12 protein-coding genes and 1 pseudogene are annotated in these 14,820 nt (G+C 52.1%); 12 read left to right on the top strand and 1 reads right to left on the bottom strand.

Annotation, left to right across the window (positions count from 1 at the left end; translation table 11 throughout):
* Positions 1 to 34 precede the first annotated feature (34 nt).
* From R3C20_23615 to R3C20_23600, 4 genes and pseudogenes are all read left to right on the top strand, one after another.
* Entirely contained in the window at positions 35 to 529 is a 495-nt protein-coding gene (locus tag R3C20_23615; protein ID MEZ6043497.1) for a DUF2924 domain-containing protein, read from the top strand.
* Between the two features lie 178 nt (positions 530 to 707).
* Complete coding sequence (locus tag R3C20_23610; GenBank protein MEZ6043496.1) at positions 708 to 1,328, top strand: recombinase family protein; 621 nt, start codon at positions 708 to 710, stop codon at positions 1,326 to 1,328.
* 170 nt (positions 1,329 to 1,498) lie between these two features.
* Positions 1,499 to 2,107: pseudogene (locus tag R3C20_23605) on the top strand (zinc ribbon domain-containing protein).
* Positions 2,104 to 2,511, top strand: coding sequence for a hypothetical protein (locus R3C20_23600; GenBank protein MEZ6043495.1), 408 nt, complete (start codon positions 2,104 to 2,106; stop codon positions 2,509 to 2,511). Before R3C20_23605 ends, R3C20_23600 begins: the two are co-directional and overlap by 4 nt.
* A 681-nt stretch (positions 2,512 to 3,192) precedes the next feature.
* On the opposite strand, the gene R3C20_23595 is transcribed toward R3C20_23600, so the two are convergent.
* Positions 3,193 to 3,513 carry a helix-turn-helix transcriptional regulator gene (locus R3C20_23595; protein ID MEZ6043494.1) on the bottom strand — a complete coding sequence of 107 codons (321 nt, stop codon included), beginning with the start codon at positions 3,511 to 3,513 and terminating at the stop codon, positions 3,193 to 3,195.
* A 134-nt stretch (positions 3,514 to 3,647) separates the two neighbouring features.
* Between R3C20_23595 and R3C20_23590 the strand changes: the two genes are divergently transcribed.
* The 8 genes from R3C20_23590 to R3C20_23555 form a co-directional block, all read left to right on the top strand.
* Entirely contained in the window at positions 3,648 to 5,270 is a 1,623-nt protein-coding gene (locus tag R3C20_23590; GenBank protein MEZ6043493.1) for a site-specific DNA-methyltransferase, read from the top strand.
* A gap of 11 nt (positions 5,271 to 5,281) precedes the next feature.
* Entirely contained in the window at positions 5,282 to 7,969 is a 2,688-nt protein-coding gene (locus R3C20_23585) for a DEAD/DEAH box helicase family protein (GenBank protein MEZ6043492.1), read from the top strand.
* 86 nt (positions 7,970 to 8,055) lie between these two features.
* Entirely contained in the window at positions 8,056 to 8,850 is a 795-nt protein-coding gene (locus R3C20_23580; GenBank protein ID MEZ6043491.1) for a hypothetical protein, read from the top strand.
* Entirely contained in the window at positions 8,840 to 10,969 is a 2,130-nt protein-coding gene (locus tag R3C20_23575; protein ID MEZ6043490.1) for a 7-cyano-7-deazaguanine synthase, read from the top strand. The genes R3C20_23580 and R3C20_23575 overlap by 11 nt, the downstream gene beginning before the upstream one ends.
* Before the next feature lie 143 nt (positions 10,970 to 11,112).
* A complete protein-coding gene (locus tag R3C20_23570) occupies positions 11,113 to 11,439 on the top strand; it encodes a hypothetical protein (GenBank protein ID MEZ6043489.1) in 327 nt (108 codons plus the stop codon).
* 1,067 nt (positions 11,440 to 12,506) lie between these two features.
* Entirely contained in the window at positions 12,507 to 13,736 is a 1,230-nt protein-coding gene (locus R3C20_23565) for a hypothetical protein (GenBank protein ID MEZ6043488.1), read from the top strand.
* Positions 13,711 to 14,550, top strand: coding sequence for a hypothetical protein (locus R3C20_23560; protein MEZ6043487.1), 840 nt, complete (start codon positions 13,711 to 13,713; stop codon positions 14,548 to 14,550). Before R3C20_23565 ends, R3C20_23560 begins: the two co-directional genes overlap by 26 nt.
* Positions 14,547 to 14,820 (top strand): hypothetical protein (locus R3C20_23555; GenBank protein MEZ6043486.1); only part of this gene is annotated, 274 nt, incomplete at its 3' end. The genes R3C20_23560 and R3C20_23555, both read left to right, overlap by 4 nt.

The raw sequence follows: 14,820 nt of genomic DNA, 5'->3' as shown, positions 1-14,820 counted from the left end.
ACGACCAGTGAGTCCGTATTCGCGGGAGAAATCAATGCAAATCGACATCGACAAAGAGGTCGCTCTGCTCCAACGCATGACGGTTGGGCAGCTGCGAGAGAAATTCGAAGAGACGTGGGGCGAGCCAACCAACACGCGCAACAAACAATGGCTCATCAAACGTATCGCTTGGAAGATGCAGGCCAATATCGAAGGCGACATCTCACAGCGGGCCAGGCGTCGCGCCGCAGAACTCGCTCGCGGCACCGACATCCGTACGACCGCGCCCAAAGCCATCAAGCCAGCCCCGAAGCCAGCCGGCGACACCATGACGGGATTCGTCCAACCGGAAGAAGACAATCGTCTCCCGCCGCCGAGATCAGAGATCGAGCGAGTCTACAAAGGCGAGAAGTTCGTGGTGCTCGTTCTGGAGAACGGCTTCGAATATGAGGGGGCGATCTACAAGACGCTGCAGCGCTGTGGCCAAGAAGATTACGGGCCAGCACTGCAACGGATACCACTTCTTCAAGCTCAACAAAAAAGGCGGTGATTAATGAACAAGGCCAACATTAATCGCCAATTGAACTGTGCGATCTACACCCGCAAGTCAACAGACGAGGGTCTCGACAAGGAATTCAACTCGCTCGACGCCCAACGTGAATGCGCCGAGGCGTACATCAAAAGCCAAACGCAAGAAGGCTGGCATTGCGTGCCCGATCGCTACGACGATGGTGGATTCACCGGTGGCAATATGGATCGTCCGGGCGCTCAAGCAATTGCTGGCGGACATCGAAGCCGGCAAGGTGAATTGCGTGGTCGTCTACAAGGTCGATCGACTGAGCCGCTCGCTGATGGACTTCGCTCGCATGCTCGAGGTCTTCGAACGCAATCAGGTTGCCTTCGTCAGCGTAACGCAGCAATTCAATACGACCAACTCGATGGGGCGGCTGATGCTCAACGTGCTGCTGTCGTTTGCCCAGTTCGAACGCGAGCTGATCTCGGAGAGAACGCGTGACAAGATCGCTGCGGCGCGCGCAAAGGCAAATGGTCTGGTGGCATGCCGCTGCTTGGCTACGACATCGAGCCGCAAGGTGGCAAGCTTCGAATCAATGAGGTCGAGGCTAACAGAGTCAGGGCGATCTACGATCTGTACTTGGAATGCGAGTCGATCATGGCGACGATTGCCGAACTCGATAGCCGTGGCTGGAACAACAAGTCATGGAAAACAAAAAGGGAACGCTCCGGGGCGGCTCGCCGTTCACCAAAGCGACGCTGTTCCGGCTCCTGACCAATGTGACCTACATCGGCAAGCTTGGCTACAAAGACGAAGTGAACGAAGGAGAGCATGATGCGATCATTTCACCGGAGGTTTGGCAGAAGGTTCAATCGCTTCTGAGGCGCAACGGCCGAACTGGCGGCGTTGAGGCGAGAAACAAATTCGGGGCGATGCTCAAAGGTATCCTTCGCTGCGCTTGCTGCGACTGTTCGATGACGCCGACGCACACGACCAAGAACGGATCAAAAACGCTACCGTTACTATGTCTGCATGAAGGCCCAGAAGCGTGGCTGGAAGAGCTGCAAGTCGAAGTCAGTGCCGGCCGCCGAGATCGAGAAGTTTGTCGTGGACAAGATACGCCACGTTGGCCACGACGCGCGCTCGTGGACGAGGTGGTGGAACAAGCCAAAATCCAATCCGAGCCGCGAACTGGGGGCACTTGTGGCCGAACGGGACGAGCTTGTCAAAGAGCTGGAGTACTGGAACGAAGCCATCCGCGTTGCCGCTCCCAAGATTAAGCCAGGCTCGCCCGACGTAACCTCTCTCGAGCAATTAGCTGACTGGCACGAAAGCCTTCGTCGGGCCGAACATCGGCATGCGATCGTCAGCGCGAAGCTGGCGGCGCTGCAGGCCCAGACGCTAACCCGCGAGGATGTGATCAACGCATTGACTAGCTTCGAACCGATCTGGGAATCACTCACAGTCCGCGAGCAGTCGCGGATCGTCCAGTTAATCGTCAAGCAGATCGATTACGACGGAGCGACCGGTCGCGTGACCATTACCTTCCATCCCGATGGCATCAAGACGATCGCCATGGAGAACCGTCCTGAACTCGTGGAGGCAGCATCATGAGCAAGCCAGTAAGCGTCGACTTTCAGTTCTCAATCAAGCAACGCGGCCGTGGAGCCAAGAAACGCATCGTCGAAGGGGCATCCCAATCGGACGAGTCGAAGCCAGCACTCGAACGAATCCCTCGCATCTCGCGATACATGGCACTCGCGATCCACTTCGAGGACCTCATCAGGCAAGGCGTCGTCATCGACTACGCCGACCTCGCCCGCCTCGGCCACGTGACGAGAGCACGCGTTACGCAGATCATGAACTTGCGGCTACTGGCTCCTGAAATCCAGGAAGAACTCCTTCTCGGCGAAAAGAAATGCGATGACTGCACGCCGATTCAGCTGAAAACACTTCAATTCATTGCGACGGTATTTAGCTGGCGAACCCAACGACAGCTGTGGAAAAATCGCGAGTAACGTCCCCAATTCTTTTTTTGGCGCTACGGCAATGCCGATTCTGCGCGACTACGGTGACGCACGTAGGCTGGCTGACCCTTCTGGCAATAAGAATGTCGTAATTTGTTCAATGAGGATTTCGGGAGCCTCAGAACCAATTGCGATGTTGGGCGGAATTAATCGATTTTGAAGTATTCGCCGTCGTCGATCTGCTTCTCGTTCGTCAATCGGGCTTTCTCCAGGCCGAATGCCATTTTTGATTCTCGAATTCGATTGCTCAACAACCTTTGCTAAAGGCGGGTCGATCCAAAAAAGCTGCACCGCTTCCACGAGATAACCTGCTGAATTCAACGCAGTTGTGCACGCTGAACGAAACCCAGCATGGCTTGTTAGAAATGCGTCGAAAAGAATTGGAAGGGAATGATCCAGGTTTGGGACAACGAACGAGTCGATAGCATGCTGGATCGCGGGTTGTACGTCGGTGTTAACAAACAATTTGTCCCAAAATGATTCGCACCAAATTGACCGCGAATCCACTTCAGGGCAAAGCATGAGTACAGCCCGTCGCCTCACTTCATCACCATTGATATGAGTGGCAAGGTTTCGGGATGAGAGCTCTTTTCCAATCCAACTTTTCCCGGCTCCGGGGATGCCTGTCAGAAACGCAACTCTTGGCATTTTGAATCTCGTTCCGAAAGTTGGTCAGTCCAGGCTGGCAAGAACCCGATCCAGCTTTCGATCAGAGAGTTCCGCGAGGCGTCGGAAAGCGTCTGGGCGAGCGATAACGCGACGGCGGATGGGTTCGGGGACCTTCTCGGCCAGAAGGAGCAACTCCTCTTCATCTCCGCCAAGCTCGATGGCCAGCAGATGGAGCAGCTTTTCCGATGGGCTGTGGCCATCTTCGAGTTTGTGGTTCTCGATCTTCGAAAGGTACGTGAAGCCGACGTCCACGCGGGAAGCCAGTTCACGCAGCGAGAGCCGCTTTGCTTTTCGAAGCTCTCGCAGTTTCTGTCCAAGCGTCATTTTGTTCGCCACTTGTTCGCAGTGCCCAAAAGCGGTAAATTGTTGCACTCTCTAGTCAACATACCCGAGATCGTTCTCACTGGCTAGTAGCCGGCAGGGCAAGATTTTGATTTGAAAACCAACAGGGAACATGGATGCCAACACTCAACTGGATCGGCAAAGAAGCTGTCGTTGATCATCATCGGCACATCCCTACTCGCTTGCTGGAATGCGACCCCAAGCTTTCGTTTGGAGACCCAGATGCCGAGAACCTGCTCGTTGAAGGGGACAACCTCGAAGCGCTGAAGGCTTTGTTACCTCGGTACCGAGGACAAGTGAAGTGTATCTACATCGACCCACCATACAACACAGGCAACGAGAACTGGATCTACAACGACAACGTTAACGATTCGCGAATCAAGAAGTGGCTCGGGCAAGTTGTCGGTAAGGAAGCGGAAGACTTGTGCCGCCATGACAAGTGGCTGTGCATGATGTATCCAAGATTGGCATTGTTACGAGAATTCCTAACTGACGATGGTTCGATATTTGTGTCAATCGACGACAATGAAGTTCAGCATCTTCGTGGTTTGATGGATGAGGTATTTGGTCAATCGAACTTCATTACGACAGTTATCTGGCAGAAGGTCTACTCGCCTAAGAATTCGGCACGGCATTTTTCCGAGGACCACGACTACATAGTGGTCTATGCAAAGAATAGCAATCTATTTGTTCCAAATCTAATTGCTCGCACTGCCGAACAAGATGCCGCTTACAGAAACCCGGATGATGACCCCCGAGGAGTTTGGAAGACTAGCGACTTATCTGCACGGAATTTTTACAGCGAGGGTACCTATCCGATTGAATGCCCTGCTGGACGAAAAATCGAAGGTCCACCAAGGGGTCGATATTGGTCTATTTCAAAAACGAAGCTGCTAGAGCTTGATGCGGATAAGAGAATTTGGTGGGGGCAGAATCGAGATAGTATACCGCAACTGAAGCGATTCTTGAGCGAGGTCAAGCAAGGGCGTGTGCCGCAAACGTTGTGGCCTTATACGGAAGTCGGCCATACTCAAGCAGCCAAGAAGGAGCTGATTGCAATTTGCGATTTCGAATCCTCCGACGACGTTTTCATCACGCCCAAACCAACGCAGTTAATCCAGCGTGTTTTAGAAATCGCTGCTGATAACGACTCAATAATTCTCGATTCGTTCGCTGGTAGTGGTACGACAGGGCAAGCCGTCGTTGCAGCGAACAAGCTTGACGGGGGTACTCGAAGGTGCGTATTGGTTGAGGTATTGCCGCAAGTTGCGGGCGCGGTGACAAGGCAGCGACTAAAACGAGTTTGCGAAGGCTACGAAAGCACCTCAGGCATCGCTATTGAAGGCCTTGGCTCCGGATTCCGCTATTGCAAACTCGGTCGCACGCTGCTCGATGAGTTCGGTGACATCAATGGCGATGTTCCCTTCACCGACTTAGCTCGCTATGTGTATTTGTTGGAGACAGGCGTACCGGTACCGAAACGCCCGAAGAAAGATTGTCCGTTGCTGGGCGTCCATCAAGGGCGTGCGATCTACTTACTCTACAACGGCGTGCTAGGTGATCGTCGCCCCGCTGGCGGCAACGTGTTGACCAACAGTGTGTTGGCTGGGTTGCCTCCCCACCCAGAAGGAAAAGGCAGCAGGGTCATCTTCGGCGAAGCAACGCGACTCAGCGAATCAACTCTAGCTCGAGAGAACATCGTCTTTCGGCAAATCCCCTATTCATTGCGCGAAAGCTAGGAGAACTGCCGATGTGGCGATTGGCCCTCAAACAATACCAGACTGAATCTCTCTCGATTCTTCGTAACTATGCCGCTGCCGTGCGCGAGAAATCGCTGCTTGGCGTTCACCGCCCAGAGCATGACGCGTTTGCCGAATTCACCGAGCGAGACTATCTATCGACGCCAGGGTTCGGCGGTGTGCCTTACGTTTGTTTGCGAATACCGACCGGTGGCGGAAAGACACTCCTGGGCGCTCATGCCGTCGGTGTCATCGGCCGAAGCTTGCTTGCAACCGACCGGCCAGCCGTTCTTTGGATCACTCCGAGCACAACGATTCGTGACCAGACCCTTCGAGGTCTGAAGAATCCCAACCATCCTTATCGCGCGGCCATTGAGGAAGAGCTGGGAGCTGCGATTGAAGTCATGACGCTTGAAGAGGCGCTGACTCGTCCGCAGTTTGTCCGTCCTGGTGGTCCTGCCATCGTAATCGTGACGACGATTCAGTCCTACAGGATACGCGACGACCGCAGTGGCGAAGAGTTGGATGCGACTCGTCGAATTTATCGAGACAACGGCTACATGAAGGAGCCATTGGAGAATTTGCCAGCGGCTGTGGTTCAAGATCTACAGAGGGATGAGTCTGGTCTGATTCAACTGTCACTGGCGAATGCGCTTAGAGTTCGACAGCCTATTGTTGTGATGGATGAAGCACATAACGCGCGAACGCCGGTCTCCTTTGAATCGTTAATGCGGTTTGGGCCGTCGTTTGTACTTGAGCTGACGGCCACCCCAGAACAAACACACGACCCATCACATCGCACTACTCCAAAGTACGCGAGCAACGTTCTGCACAGCGTCAGTGCATTGGCCCTCAAGAACGAAGGCATGATCAAGCTGCCTGTCGAGCTTGAGAATCGCTCTGACTGGCTCGAAGTTCTTGCTGCTACCAAGCATCGCCGCGAAGAACTTGAATTTCTCGCTGATCTTGAACATCGAGATAACGGCGTCCAGCCCATTCGACCAATCGCACTGATTCAGGCTCAGCCTAACTCCAAAACCAAAGAGATGCACACGGTTGACGCTGTGAAGAAGGCGTTGATTGAGAAACTTGAGGTGCCTGAATCCGACGTAAAGATCTGCACAGGTAGTGTCGATGAGATCGGTGACACGGATCTCATGGCGTTGCAGTGTCCCATTCGTTACATCATTACCGTTGACAAGCTGCGCGAAGGCTGGGACTGCCCTTGGGCCTACGTTTTAGGTTCAATTGGAAATACGGCTACCGCAACGGCGGTCGAACAGTTGATCGGTCGAATTCTGCGAATGCCGAACGCTTGTCCAACGAACGTGCCAGCCCTCGATCGAGCCTATGCGTTTGTGTTGAGCGACAATGTCGTGCAGACGGCGATGCAACTACGCGATCGGATGGTTGAGACCTGTGGATTCGACGAACGCTCCGCGGCGGACGCATTGCGAGTGAAGGTGAATGCAGCTCAACAAGGACTTGGTTTCAGCCGCATCCCAATGACAGCTCCTCCAGCAACGGACAAGCTCACGCCAACCTTAGCTAATAAGATTCGATGGGAACCTGAATCGAGCACCTTGGTACTTGAGGACTTGCCTACACCCACAGAACTTCACCAGCTTCAAAACGCAGTTAATACTGAGCAAGATAAAAAGGCGATCGATGATTACTGGGAGCTGGAAAAACCTGCAGGGATAACACCCAAGTTGCCAGGCCAGTTCGCAGTACCATTCATTGTCCCACGCTTGAGCGTAAAGACTGATGAGCGCCGACGCTTGCTTGAGCCAATCGAGCTCGACCAATTTGACTGGGATCTCAATAAGTGCGACGTTTCCATCCCGGAAAGTGAATTCGCATCCGACATCAAGATCGGTAACTCTGCCACCATCGACATAGAATCTCGCGGTGGAAATGAAGCCGGACTGGTCTCGCGAGTTGGTAGCGAAGTACGGCTCCGTCAGCTTGAGCTCATTCGTGAGGACGATGATTGGTCAGAAGTGAACCTGGTTCGCTGGATTGACCGCGAGATTCATCGGGGCGATTCGCTGCAGGGACTGCCACTCCGTTTCAGCCAACCTTGGCTTTTGCGCGTCATCCAGGCATTGGTCCAGAAACGCGGTATTCCGCTGTCGATGTTGGTCCGTCGACGCCACGAATTAGCCGAAGTGATTCGCGTCAAAATCACAGACCATGGTCGCTTACAGTTACGCAAGGCGACCGAGATGCTGATCAAGGATGATCCTGAGTCAATCACAACGGACAGAGACTTTGCCGTTCATGTGGAAGAGTTTCGCTACAACCCAACTCGCGAATACTCCGGCGGCCACAAGTTCAAGAAGCACGCCTTTGACCTGATTGGCGACATGAACAAAAAGGAGCTCGAGACGGCGACGATCATCGACTCGCATCCAAATGTCAAACGCTGGCTGCGTAACCTTGATCACGAGTCACACGGTGGATTCTGGTTGCCAAAATCACCAGGAAAGTTCTTTCCTGACTTCATCGTCGAATTGCTCGATGGAACCATCGTGATCGTCGAATACAAGAACGCGAAGCTGGCGTCCAACCCGGATGAGCAGCACAAGCGCGATATCGGTGAGCTTTGGGCACAACGAAGCCCCGACGGCTATCGATTCGCATGGGTGGTTGAGGGTGATTGGACGTGCCTTTCGAAAAAACTAGAAGCCTTGTGATTCAAGAACATGCAAGACCGATTCCCGGATAGCAAAACAACTGAAACGAAACAATCACGGAGGGTGAACTGAAGTGGAAAACGCATATGGGACATACTCGACTCGGGACATTACCACAATCACGCAAATGGCGTGAGGTTGTTGAATTGATTGCCGTGGGAGCTAATGTCCAACAGGTCGCGAGCTCCACCGTAAATGCAGCCGATTCCGCGTTCAGCTTCGTGAAAGACGATCGCGGCTATCATCAGGCCGTTTGGATACTCACTCAGTTGGGTTTGGCGAGCAGTCACTCAGATCCGCTGGCATATTTACGGTCGGTCGGCGTTGATATTCCAGCGAACACATCTCTACCGGGTATAGCAGTCGCGATTTCTGCAGCACTATCTAATCTGCCGGATACCCGACATCCCCAGTCTGATCTCGCTGAGCTCGCGCATCGTGCCCTAGTCGACGCGGTGGTTCAGAGACTGGAACCAAAGCTTCAGCAACAATCCTTGTTCAATCTAGACTCCGAGCATGCCCGTCAAGCACTTTTGCAGTTTGGAAGCCAAAAGGAATTTGCAAAGCTCTCGCGTGAATTCTTTTCTCGCCTTACGCAAGAATGCATGAATTACTTCCTCAGCAAAACGCTCGCAACACAATTGGGTGAAGGGCAGCGATTCGTGACAACCAACCAAATGGCACACTTCGAGGAAGCCATGGAAAAACACTGTCGAGAATCTTCGAAGATAGTTGAACAGTTCTCTGAAGAGTGGTTCTCGAAACACCGCTTTACCGAGAACAAAGACATCTCGCGGGAGTCCGTTGAAGGATTTGCTTCCTATTCTCTCAAGAAGATTAGAGATGAGCTAAAGGTGAGGGCCAAACGTGATGACCAATAAAGTGGCCGTAGTTTGCGGCAAAGCTAAGGTGAGCGATTTCGTTACTGCTGACTGCGATAGCGCGATTCGCCTGCATCAGTATGGCCTTGAGGATGACTTTAGAGTCACTCTCGGAATCGAGGGTCTGCGTGGTTCAATGTACAAGGACGTTCCCGCTCGCCTTCACGATTTTCTCGACATCGCAACCTATGTTTACATCGCAGACCAATGCGTAAAGAGAGGTGTCAATGAAGTTGAAACTTTTGGCACCACGTGGCATCGTCGTTTCAAATTCGTGGTCCCCGTGAAGGATTTGGAGTTTTGGGATTCGGAGGCTACGAAAGCAACGCTCCAGGACTGCCTTTCGTTTCTATCAGACGATACGTACGAGTTTGTTTTCACACGAGTTACTGACCGCCCTCTGTTTCAGGCATTTCTGAATAACCTGAATGATGGTGGCGAGCTTTTCGGTTCTCCTGACCAAGTGATGCTCTACTCGGGAGGACTTGATTCTCTTGCTGGAGTGATTGACGAAGCGGTCAATCAGAAGCGAAGGGTGCTTTTGGTCAACCATCGTTCGACACAGAAGATAGACAAGAAATACGCTATATTGGCGGCACAGCTTGAGGCAAAGTGCAAGTCCAATCCTCCGCAGCACATGAGAGTTACTGTCCACAAGAAGAAGTGGATGAATGCGGAGTATACGCAGCGAGCACGATCTTTTCTTTACGCCGCTCTGGCTGGCGTAGTTGCCAAACAGATTGGACATACTTCAATTCGCTTTTACGAAAATGGAGTCATTAGCCTCAATTTGCCCATTTCTGCTGAAGTGGTTGGCGGAAAAGCAACACGAACCACCCACCCTCGCGTACTACACAGTTTTTCGCAGCTGTTGTCGTTAATTAACGACACAAACTTTGTTGTAGAGAATCCTTTTGATTGGCGCACGAAAACGGAAGTTGTCGACCTCATTGTGAAGTCAGGTTGCCAAGACTTAGTCAAGCACTCCATCAGTTGTACACATACGTGGGAAATGACTAATGATCATTCTCACTGTGGGACTTGTTCGCAATGCATTGATCGACGGTTTGCGATCATTGCCGCGAAGGCAGAACAGTTCGATGAACTTTCGAACTACAAGGTTGACGTGTTCACACAGTCACGATCAACAGAGCAGAAGGTCGGGGCTGATAAGACGTTATATGCAAGCTACATCGAGCGATCAAATCAAGTCAGGAAGATTGAGACGGTAGCCCACCTTATTCGCAAGTATCCAGAGCTCACCAGAGCTATTCCGTTTATAAGAGGTGACGCTGGCGCGGTTGCTCAGCGATGTCTTGACCTTTACAAAAAGCATGCGGCGGATGTCAATTCTGTCGTAGATGAAAAGCTTGCAGAGTACAAAGTCGCAATTCGAGAGCGAACCATCGCGGTAGACTCAATGCTTAGGATCGTATACGAGTCCAATCTTCCAACCTCGTTTTCACTCGACAACATTGATGGTGGAAAATTGGCTCCCTACTCATTCCGAAAGCAGGGATATTCTTGGCGGTTTCGTTTTGCCGATAGTGAAGATGTCCATTTGTTGCCAGCTGTAGGGGCTAATTACCTACATCAATTGCTCCTATCTCCGGGAACGCCTCGTTCGATTATCGAGATTGTTTGTGGAGTATGTTTGTCCGAGTGTGGCGAGTACTTTGAGGCGAAAGAGGCTATGGATTCTGGACTCAGTCTAGGGCCGAATCCTTTATTCAAAGCCGTTGACAAGGTTTCTGACTGGACGGCGCTTGGCGAGTACAAACGACAATTGATCGATCTGCGTAATGACCAAGAAAGGGCTCGCGAAGAAAACGACTCGGTAAAGTTGCAACAGTGCGAAAACGACATCGTTTTCATCGCAGGAAAAATCAGGGAAGCTATGGGAGTGGGTGGCAAGTTGAAGTCTGTAGCAGACAAACGCAAAAATGTCCGAGATGCGTTTCGAAACAACATCAACAGGTTTATCGAGAAGCAAATTGAGCCATCCAGTCCATCCTGCGCTTCGCACCTTAGAGCGAGCTTGCAGTTTGGCATGATGAGCGTTTATCAACCTGTTGACCCGATAGTTTGGGACCTGAGGCCATTCGGTTCGAGCGATTAATTTTCCCTTTTTTCAAAGGCTACTCGAAAAGTAGCTTCTGCTACTCGGTTTGTCGCCCCAACAACTCCTGAGCGGTGTCCCAAATTGCGCAATCGTTTGTTGTGCAGGGCCCGTAACTCGCTTTCTCACGGGAGTTTAGGTCAATGGTTAAGAGGTTTATTCACTTATCGGTTGCTCGGCAAAGGCTAATTCGACTTCTGCAAAACACGAACTTTGGCAAGATCGAGTCACTCGCCTTTGAGGGGGGTGAGCCTGTTTTAGAGAAGTCAGTTCGCCGACAGAGAGAGGTCAAGTTTGGCTCGGAAAATGGTTCGCGAGCCGAGGATTGTTTGGCTGATTTTGAACTTAAGCAACAGGTTCTTGAACTGTTCGACTTCTTTGATGAAAAGCGCGACGGGGTCATCGAACTACTCGAAGTGCGGAATGGGCTTCCATTCCGGATGGTGATCGTGGAATGCGCAGGCTGCTAGTAATGAGCAGCTAACACTCAATTCAACATAATCTGTTTCCTGACATTTAGCTGGCCGCAAAGCGGAGGCAATTGTGGGCGACGCCGAACATGGCTCGACTCGCATTGCCGCCGCTTTTTTCTTTTTGCTGCATTGCATTGACCGCTCGTCGTTAGCCCACGCCAAGCTCCAAGCCAGTAAGGAGTTTTTGTAATGGCTGAAGGTTTTGATTTTCACAATGACGTGTTTGTACTTGCGGTGATTCGACGTCGTGTCCTGCTTTTGGCTAGGGCACCAGTCTTTAACGAAAGCGAGGTTGATGATCTAGTTCAAGAAATCCATTTGCGACTAATGCGAAGCATTCAGTCCTATGATCCAGCGATAGGCCACCCTTATCCGTTCCTATGTACCGCGATCCAACGTATCGCCTCAAAGATTTTTCGGGAAAGATCAACGGGCAAGCGTCATTCGATAGGCAGATGCAGTCTGAGCGAGGTTGTCCACGGCTCTGACGGTGAATCCTGCGAGCTGTACCAGCTCCTGCGGCAGGAAGACCAGGACCGAAGGCTATGTCGAAAGACGCAACGAAGTGATGAGGAGCGGGCGAACCTTCGGATGGATTTGTCAGTAGCAATCCAGAAGCTGCCACCGGTTTGCCGGGAAATCGCTCGTAGACTCGGAACCCAGAATGTGTCAGAGATCTCGAGAGACATGGGAATCCCGAGAACGACGATCAACGATTGGCTTCGTCAGATCCGTCAGCAGTTTGATGACGCCGGGCTCAGAGCGTATCTCGAGGAATAGCCGAGTATCGCGGCAGAGATGTTTAGAGCCGGAACTAGCTGCGCGCAATTTTTGGCTTTCTGAGAATTTCATTTTCGCTGTGACCAAACGTGTCACAGCGTCATGAATGATAGCGTTCGCGATTGGCAGTGGCTTGGCCTGGATGGAATCACACAGGACAACGGTCATGGACTGGCGGATGGGATGCCCACGCTAGGAATTTTGCACGGTGGAAGCCGTAGGCCAGCCACTGCCAATCGCATTTTGTTTGCGTCAGTCGGTTGGATCGCTTGACGTTTTGATCAATGAAGGATTGCTATGAAGTACTGATTTTCAAGGTTTACATCATGACCGTTGTTCGACTTCCGCGTTTATCGCGCCCCGGTGTTATTGAATCGATCGATCCCAAGCGACTGTTCGAGCTACTCCACCCTTATGCCGATTTCTTTGCTAATCGGTCCGTTCCGATCGAAACACCTGATCAGATTGATTGCCAAGCGGTCATACGTGAGATCACCAAAGCAGATCGAGAAACGCCAGCGGACTTGCTGGACGCGATCTGCCTTATCGATGAACTAGCCAACACCGTCGCGATCGAGTTGTTGCTCGATCGTATACCTGCTCACACATTGGGAATCCAGCCCGGTGGTAAGCACTCCGCAGCAGATATCGTTACAGCGGCTTGGCTGGCCAATCCTGATAAGCTTGTCCAGACACATGCATTGTCACGAATTAAGCGTGTTCGCTCGTACGACTATTTCCAAGCGAGTCAAACCACTGCTCCAAAGTTCGTGACGCCCGCTGAGGAAACGCTTCAGCAGTTGGAACGCGACATTGACTCTTGGCACGTGGAGCGTTTCCGTGCTCAAGGAACGAGGGTTGAAGTTTTCGAGAACGCGGATGAGGTCGAATTCTCCATCATGCACGGCAGCCTTTTTCGACGGCAGCGAATCGTAGAAGATGGTCGCTTCGGGTTTCACTCGTTCTGGCCCGTGCAAAGTGCCTCGGCAATCTACAACCGCGAGTTTGGAGAGTTGCGGATCAACGCCAAAACCGGCAAGGAGAAAGCGTTGTATTGCCGGCTCCTGGGTAAGCACATGTTCGGAAACGAGAATCTGTTTCCAACCGGTATCAAGTACACACTTGATCCGCTTCGCGAGTTTGAATTCGATGCACTCGCACCCGGCGGCATCGAGGGCATAACCGACGTTCGAATGATCGAGTTGTGGCTTGGCGACCCTGATGATCGTTATGGTGTGATAACCATTCGTAAGGGTGACGATTTGCTTAATTGGGCTCAGGCGAAAAAGAAGAACATTTGGTTGGAACGACGCCTTATCTCGGCGACCTTCAAGATGGAGCTCGAAGGACGAAAGACCGAATTGGCGATTACGGTCCGTCCTCCCAACGTCGCCATTTACAGTCGTGGAAGAGTATCCGCGACCATCGAAGCTTGGCTTACCCAGCGAGGCTTTATTATCTCGAAGCAAGCACCAACGAGGACGCGTCATGAGCCAGCCCTGGCAAGCACTTGAGCAGCTTAATGACGTGGCGACATCGCACTTAAGTTGGCGACTAATGCTGGGCGATGCATTTGATTCGCATCGCAAACTCCTCGTTCCGATCAAAGACCTCGCTGCGGCGCTGCCTGTTTCAGGTCGTCCGTACGAGTGGCTGGAGATTGTCGAGGTCGAGGATGGAGTCTTCGAAGGCTACAACGAGAAAACCGAGGAATATGTGCCAGTCGATCGACGCGACATCGTTTGCTACGAATTCAGCTTCAGTAAGCTGGCTGCGGAGCTCGCTTTGCTAGTCGGGTTTGAAGTGGCATTCGAACGGCTCGGAGGCCCGATGTATCGATACAGGCTTGGTCACTACGGGAATCCCAATGGATCTGGGTTCTCGTTGTTCCTTGCCAAAGTCAGCGATCCTCGCCGGCTTGACTGGTGCATCGATGCATTCTTGGCAGAGTTTCAGCGACCATTCGTCTTGTTTCTTACTTCGAAACGGATGCTGAGTAGTCGCAACGAGACGATGTTGGAATCGAGAGGCGCTCTCGTGATTCCGCTCGATCAATCGTTGTTGCTTATCGACGATGGCGAGTGGTGCCTGTCTCCATGGGCGCGTCAGCAGTTGGTTGCTTTCCGTGATCGACTGATGCCACCGGCGAAAACCGTGGCTGGTCGATTCCCAACTCCAAGTGGTAGTCGCTGGAGCGATGTCGAGATGCGTTTCAACGACACCTGTACGCTGCCAAACATCCGCCCAAGAAGATCAGCGACCACGTTTACCGACCTTACAACGTCAATCGCACCCATGCATTTATGGTGCGTGGTCGCGCAACGATGAAGGCTCTCTATCGTCACCTGAATTGGAATGATTGGCATCTGAAGCATCATATCGATCATCACCTGGGGCGATTGACTCAGCGGCGATACGAAGCCTTGGTTCAAGGCAAGAATGTTGAGAAGGAGTCTATTCCTGTTTACACACCCGATCGCTGGCTCGTTGGTCAACTGCCAACCAAGTCCAACATCTGCGGTCGCAAATGGACGCAGACCAGATTCTTTAATGATGCCAAGAATGCCGACCATAGCGACGCACCGTTCTTCGCCGTTC

The organism is Planctomycetaceae bacterium (genome assembly GCA_041398825.1).
GTDB lineage: Bacteria > Planctomycetota > Planctomycetia > Planctomycetales > Planctomycetaceae > F1-80-MAGs062.
This window is presented reverse-complemented; position numbering and strand designations above follow the sequence as displayed.

Coding starts and splice junctions, on each gene's coding strand:
- R3C20_23615 (MEZ6043497.1), top strand. CDS start 35: ATGCAAATCGACATCGACAAAGAGGTCGCTCTGCTCCAACGCATGACG.
- R3C20_23610 (MEZ6043496.1), top strand. CDS start 708: ATGGTGGATTCACCGGTGGCAATATGGATCGTCCGGGCGCTCAAGCAA.
- R3C20_23600 (MEZ6043495.1), top strand. CDS start 2,104: ATGAGCAAGCCAGTAAGCGTCGACTTTCAGTTCTCAATCAAGCAACGC.
- R3C20_23595 (MEZ6043494.1), bottom strand. CDS start 3,513: ATGACGCTTGGACAGAAACTGCGAGAGCTTCGAAAAGCAAAGCGGCTC.
- R3C20_23590 (MEZ6043493.1), top strand. CDS start 3,648: ATGCCAACACTCAACTGGATCGGCAAAGAAGCTGTCGTTGATCATCAT.
- R3C20_23585 (MEZ6043492.1), top strand. CDS start 5,282: ATGTGGCGATTGGCCCTCAAACAATACCAGACTGAATCTCTCTCGATT.
- R3C20_23580 (MEZ6043491.1), top strand. CDS start 8,056: ATGGGACATACTCGACTCGGGACATTACCACAATCACGCAAATGGCGT.
- R3C20_23575 (MEZ6043490.1), top strand. CDS start 8,840: ATGACCAATAAAGTGGCCGTAGTTTGCGGCAAAGCTAAGGTGAGCGAT.
- R3C20_23570 (MEZ6043489.1), top strand. CDS start 11,113: ATGGTTAAGAGGTTTATTCACTTATCGGTTGCTCGGCAAAGGCTAATT.
- R3C20_23565 (MEZ6043488.1), top strand. CDS start 12,507: ATGAAGGATTGCTATGAAGTACTGATTTTCAAGGTTTACATCATGACC.
- R3C20_23560 (MEZ6043487.1), top strand. CDS start 13,711: ATGAGCCAGCCCTGGCAAGCACTTGAGCAGCTTAATGACGTGGCGACA.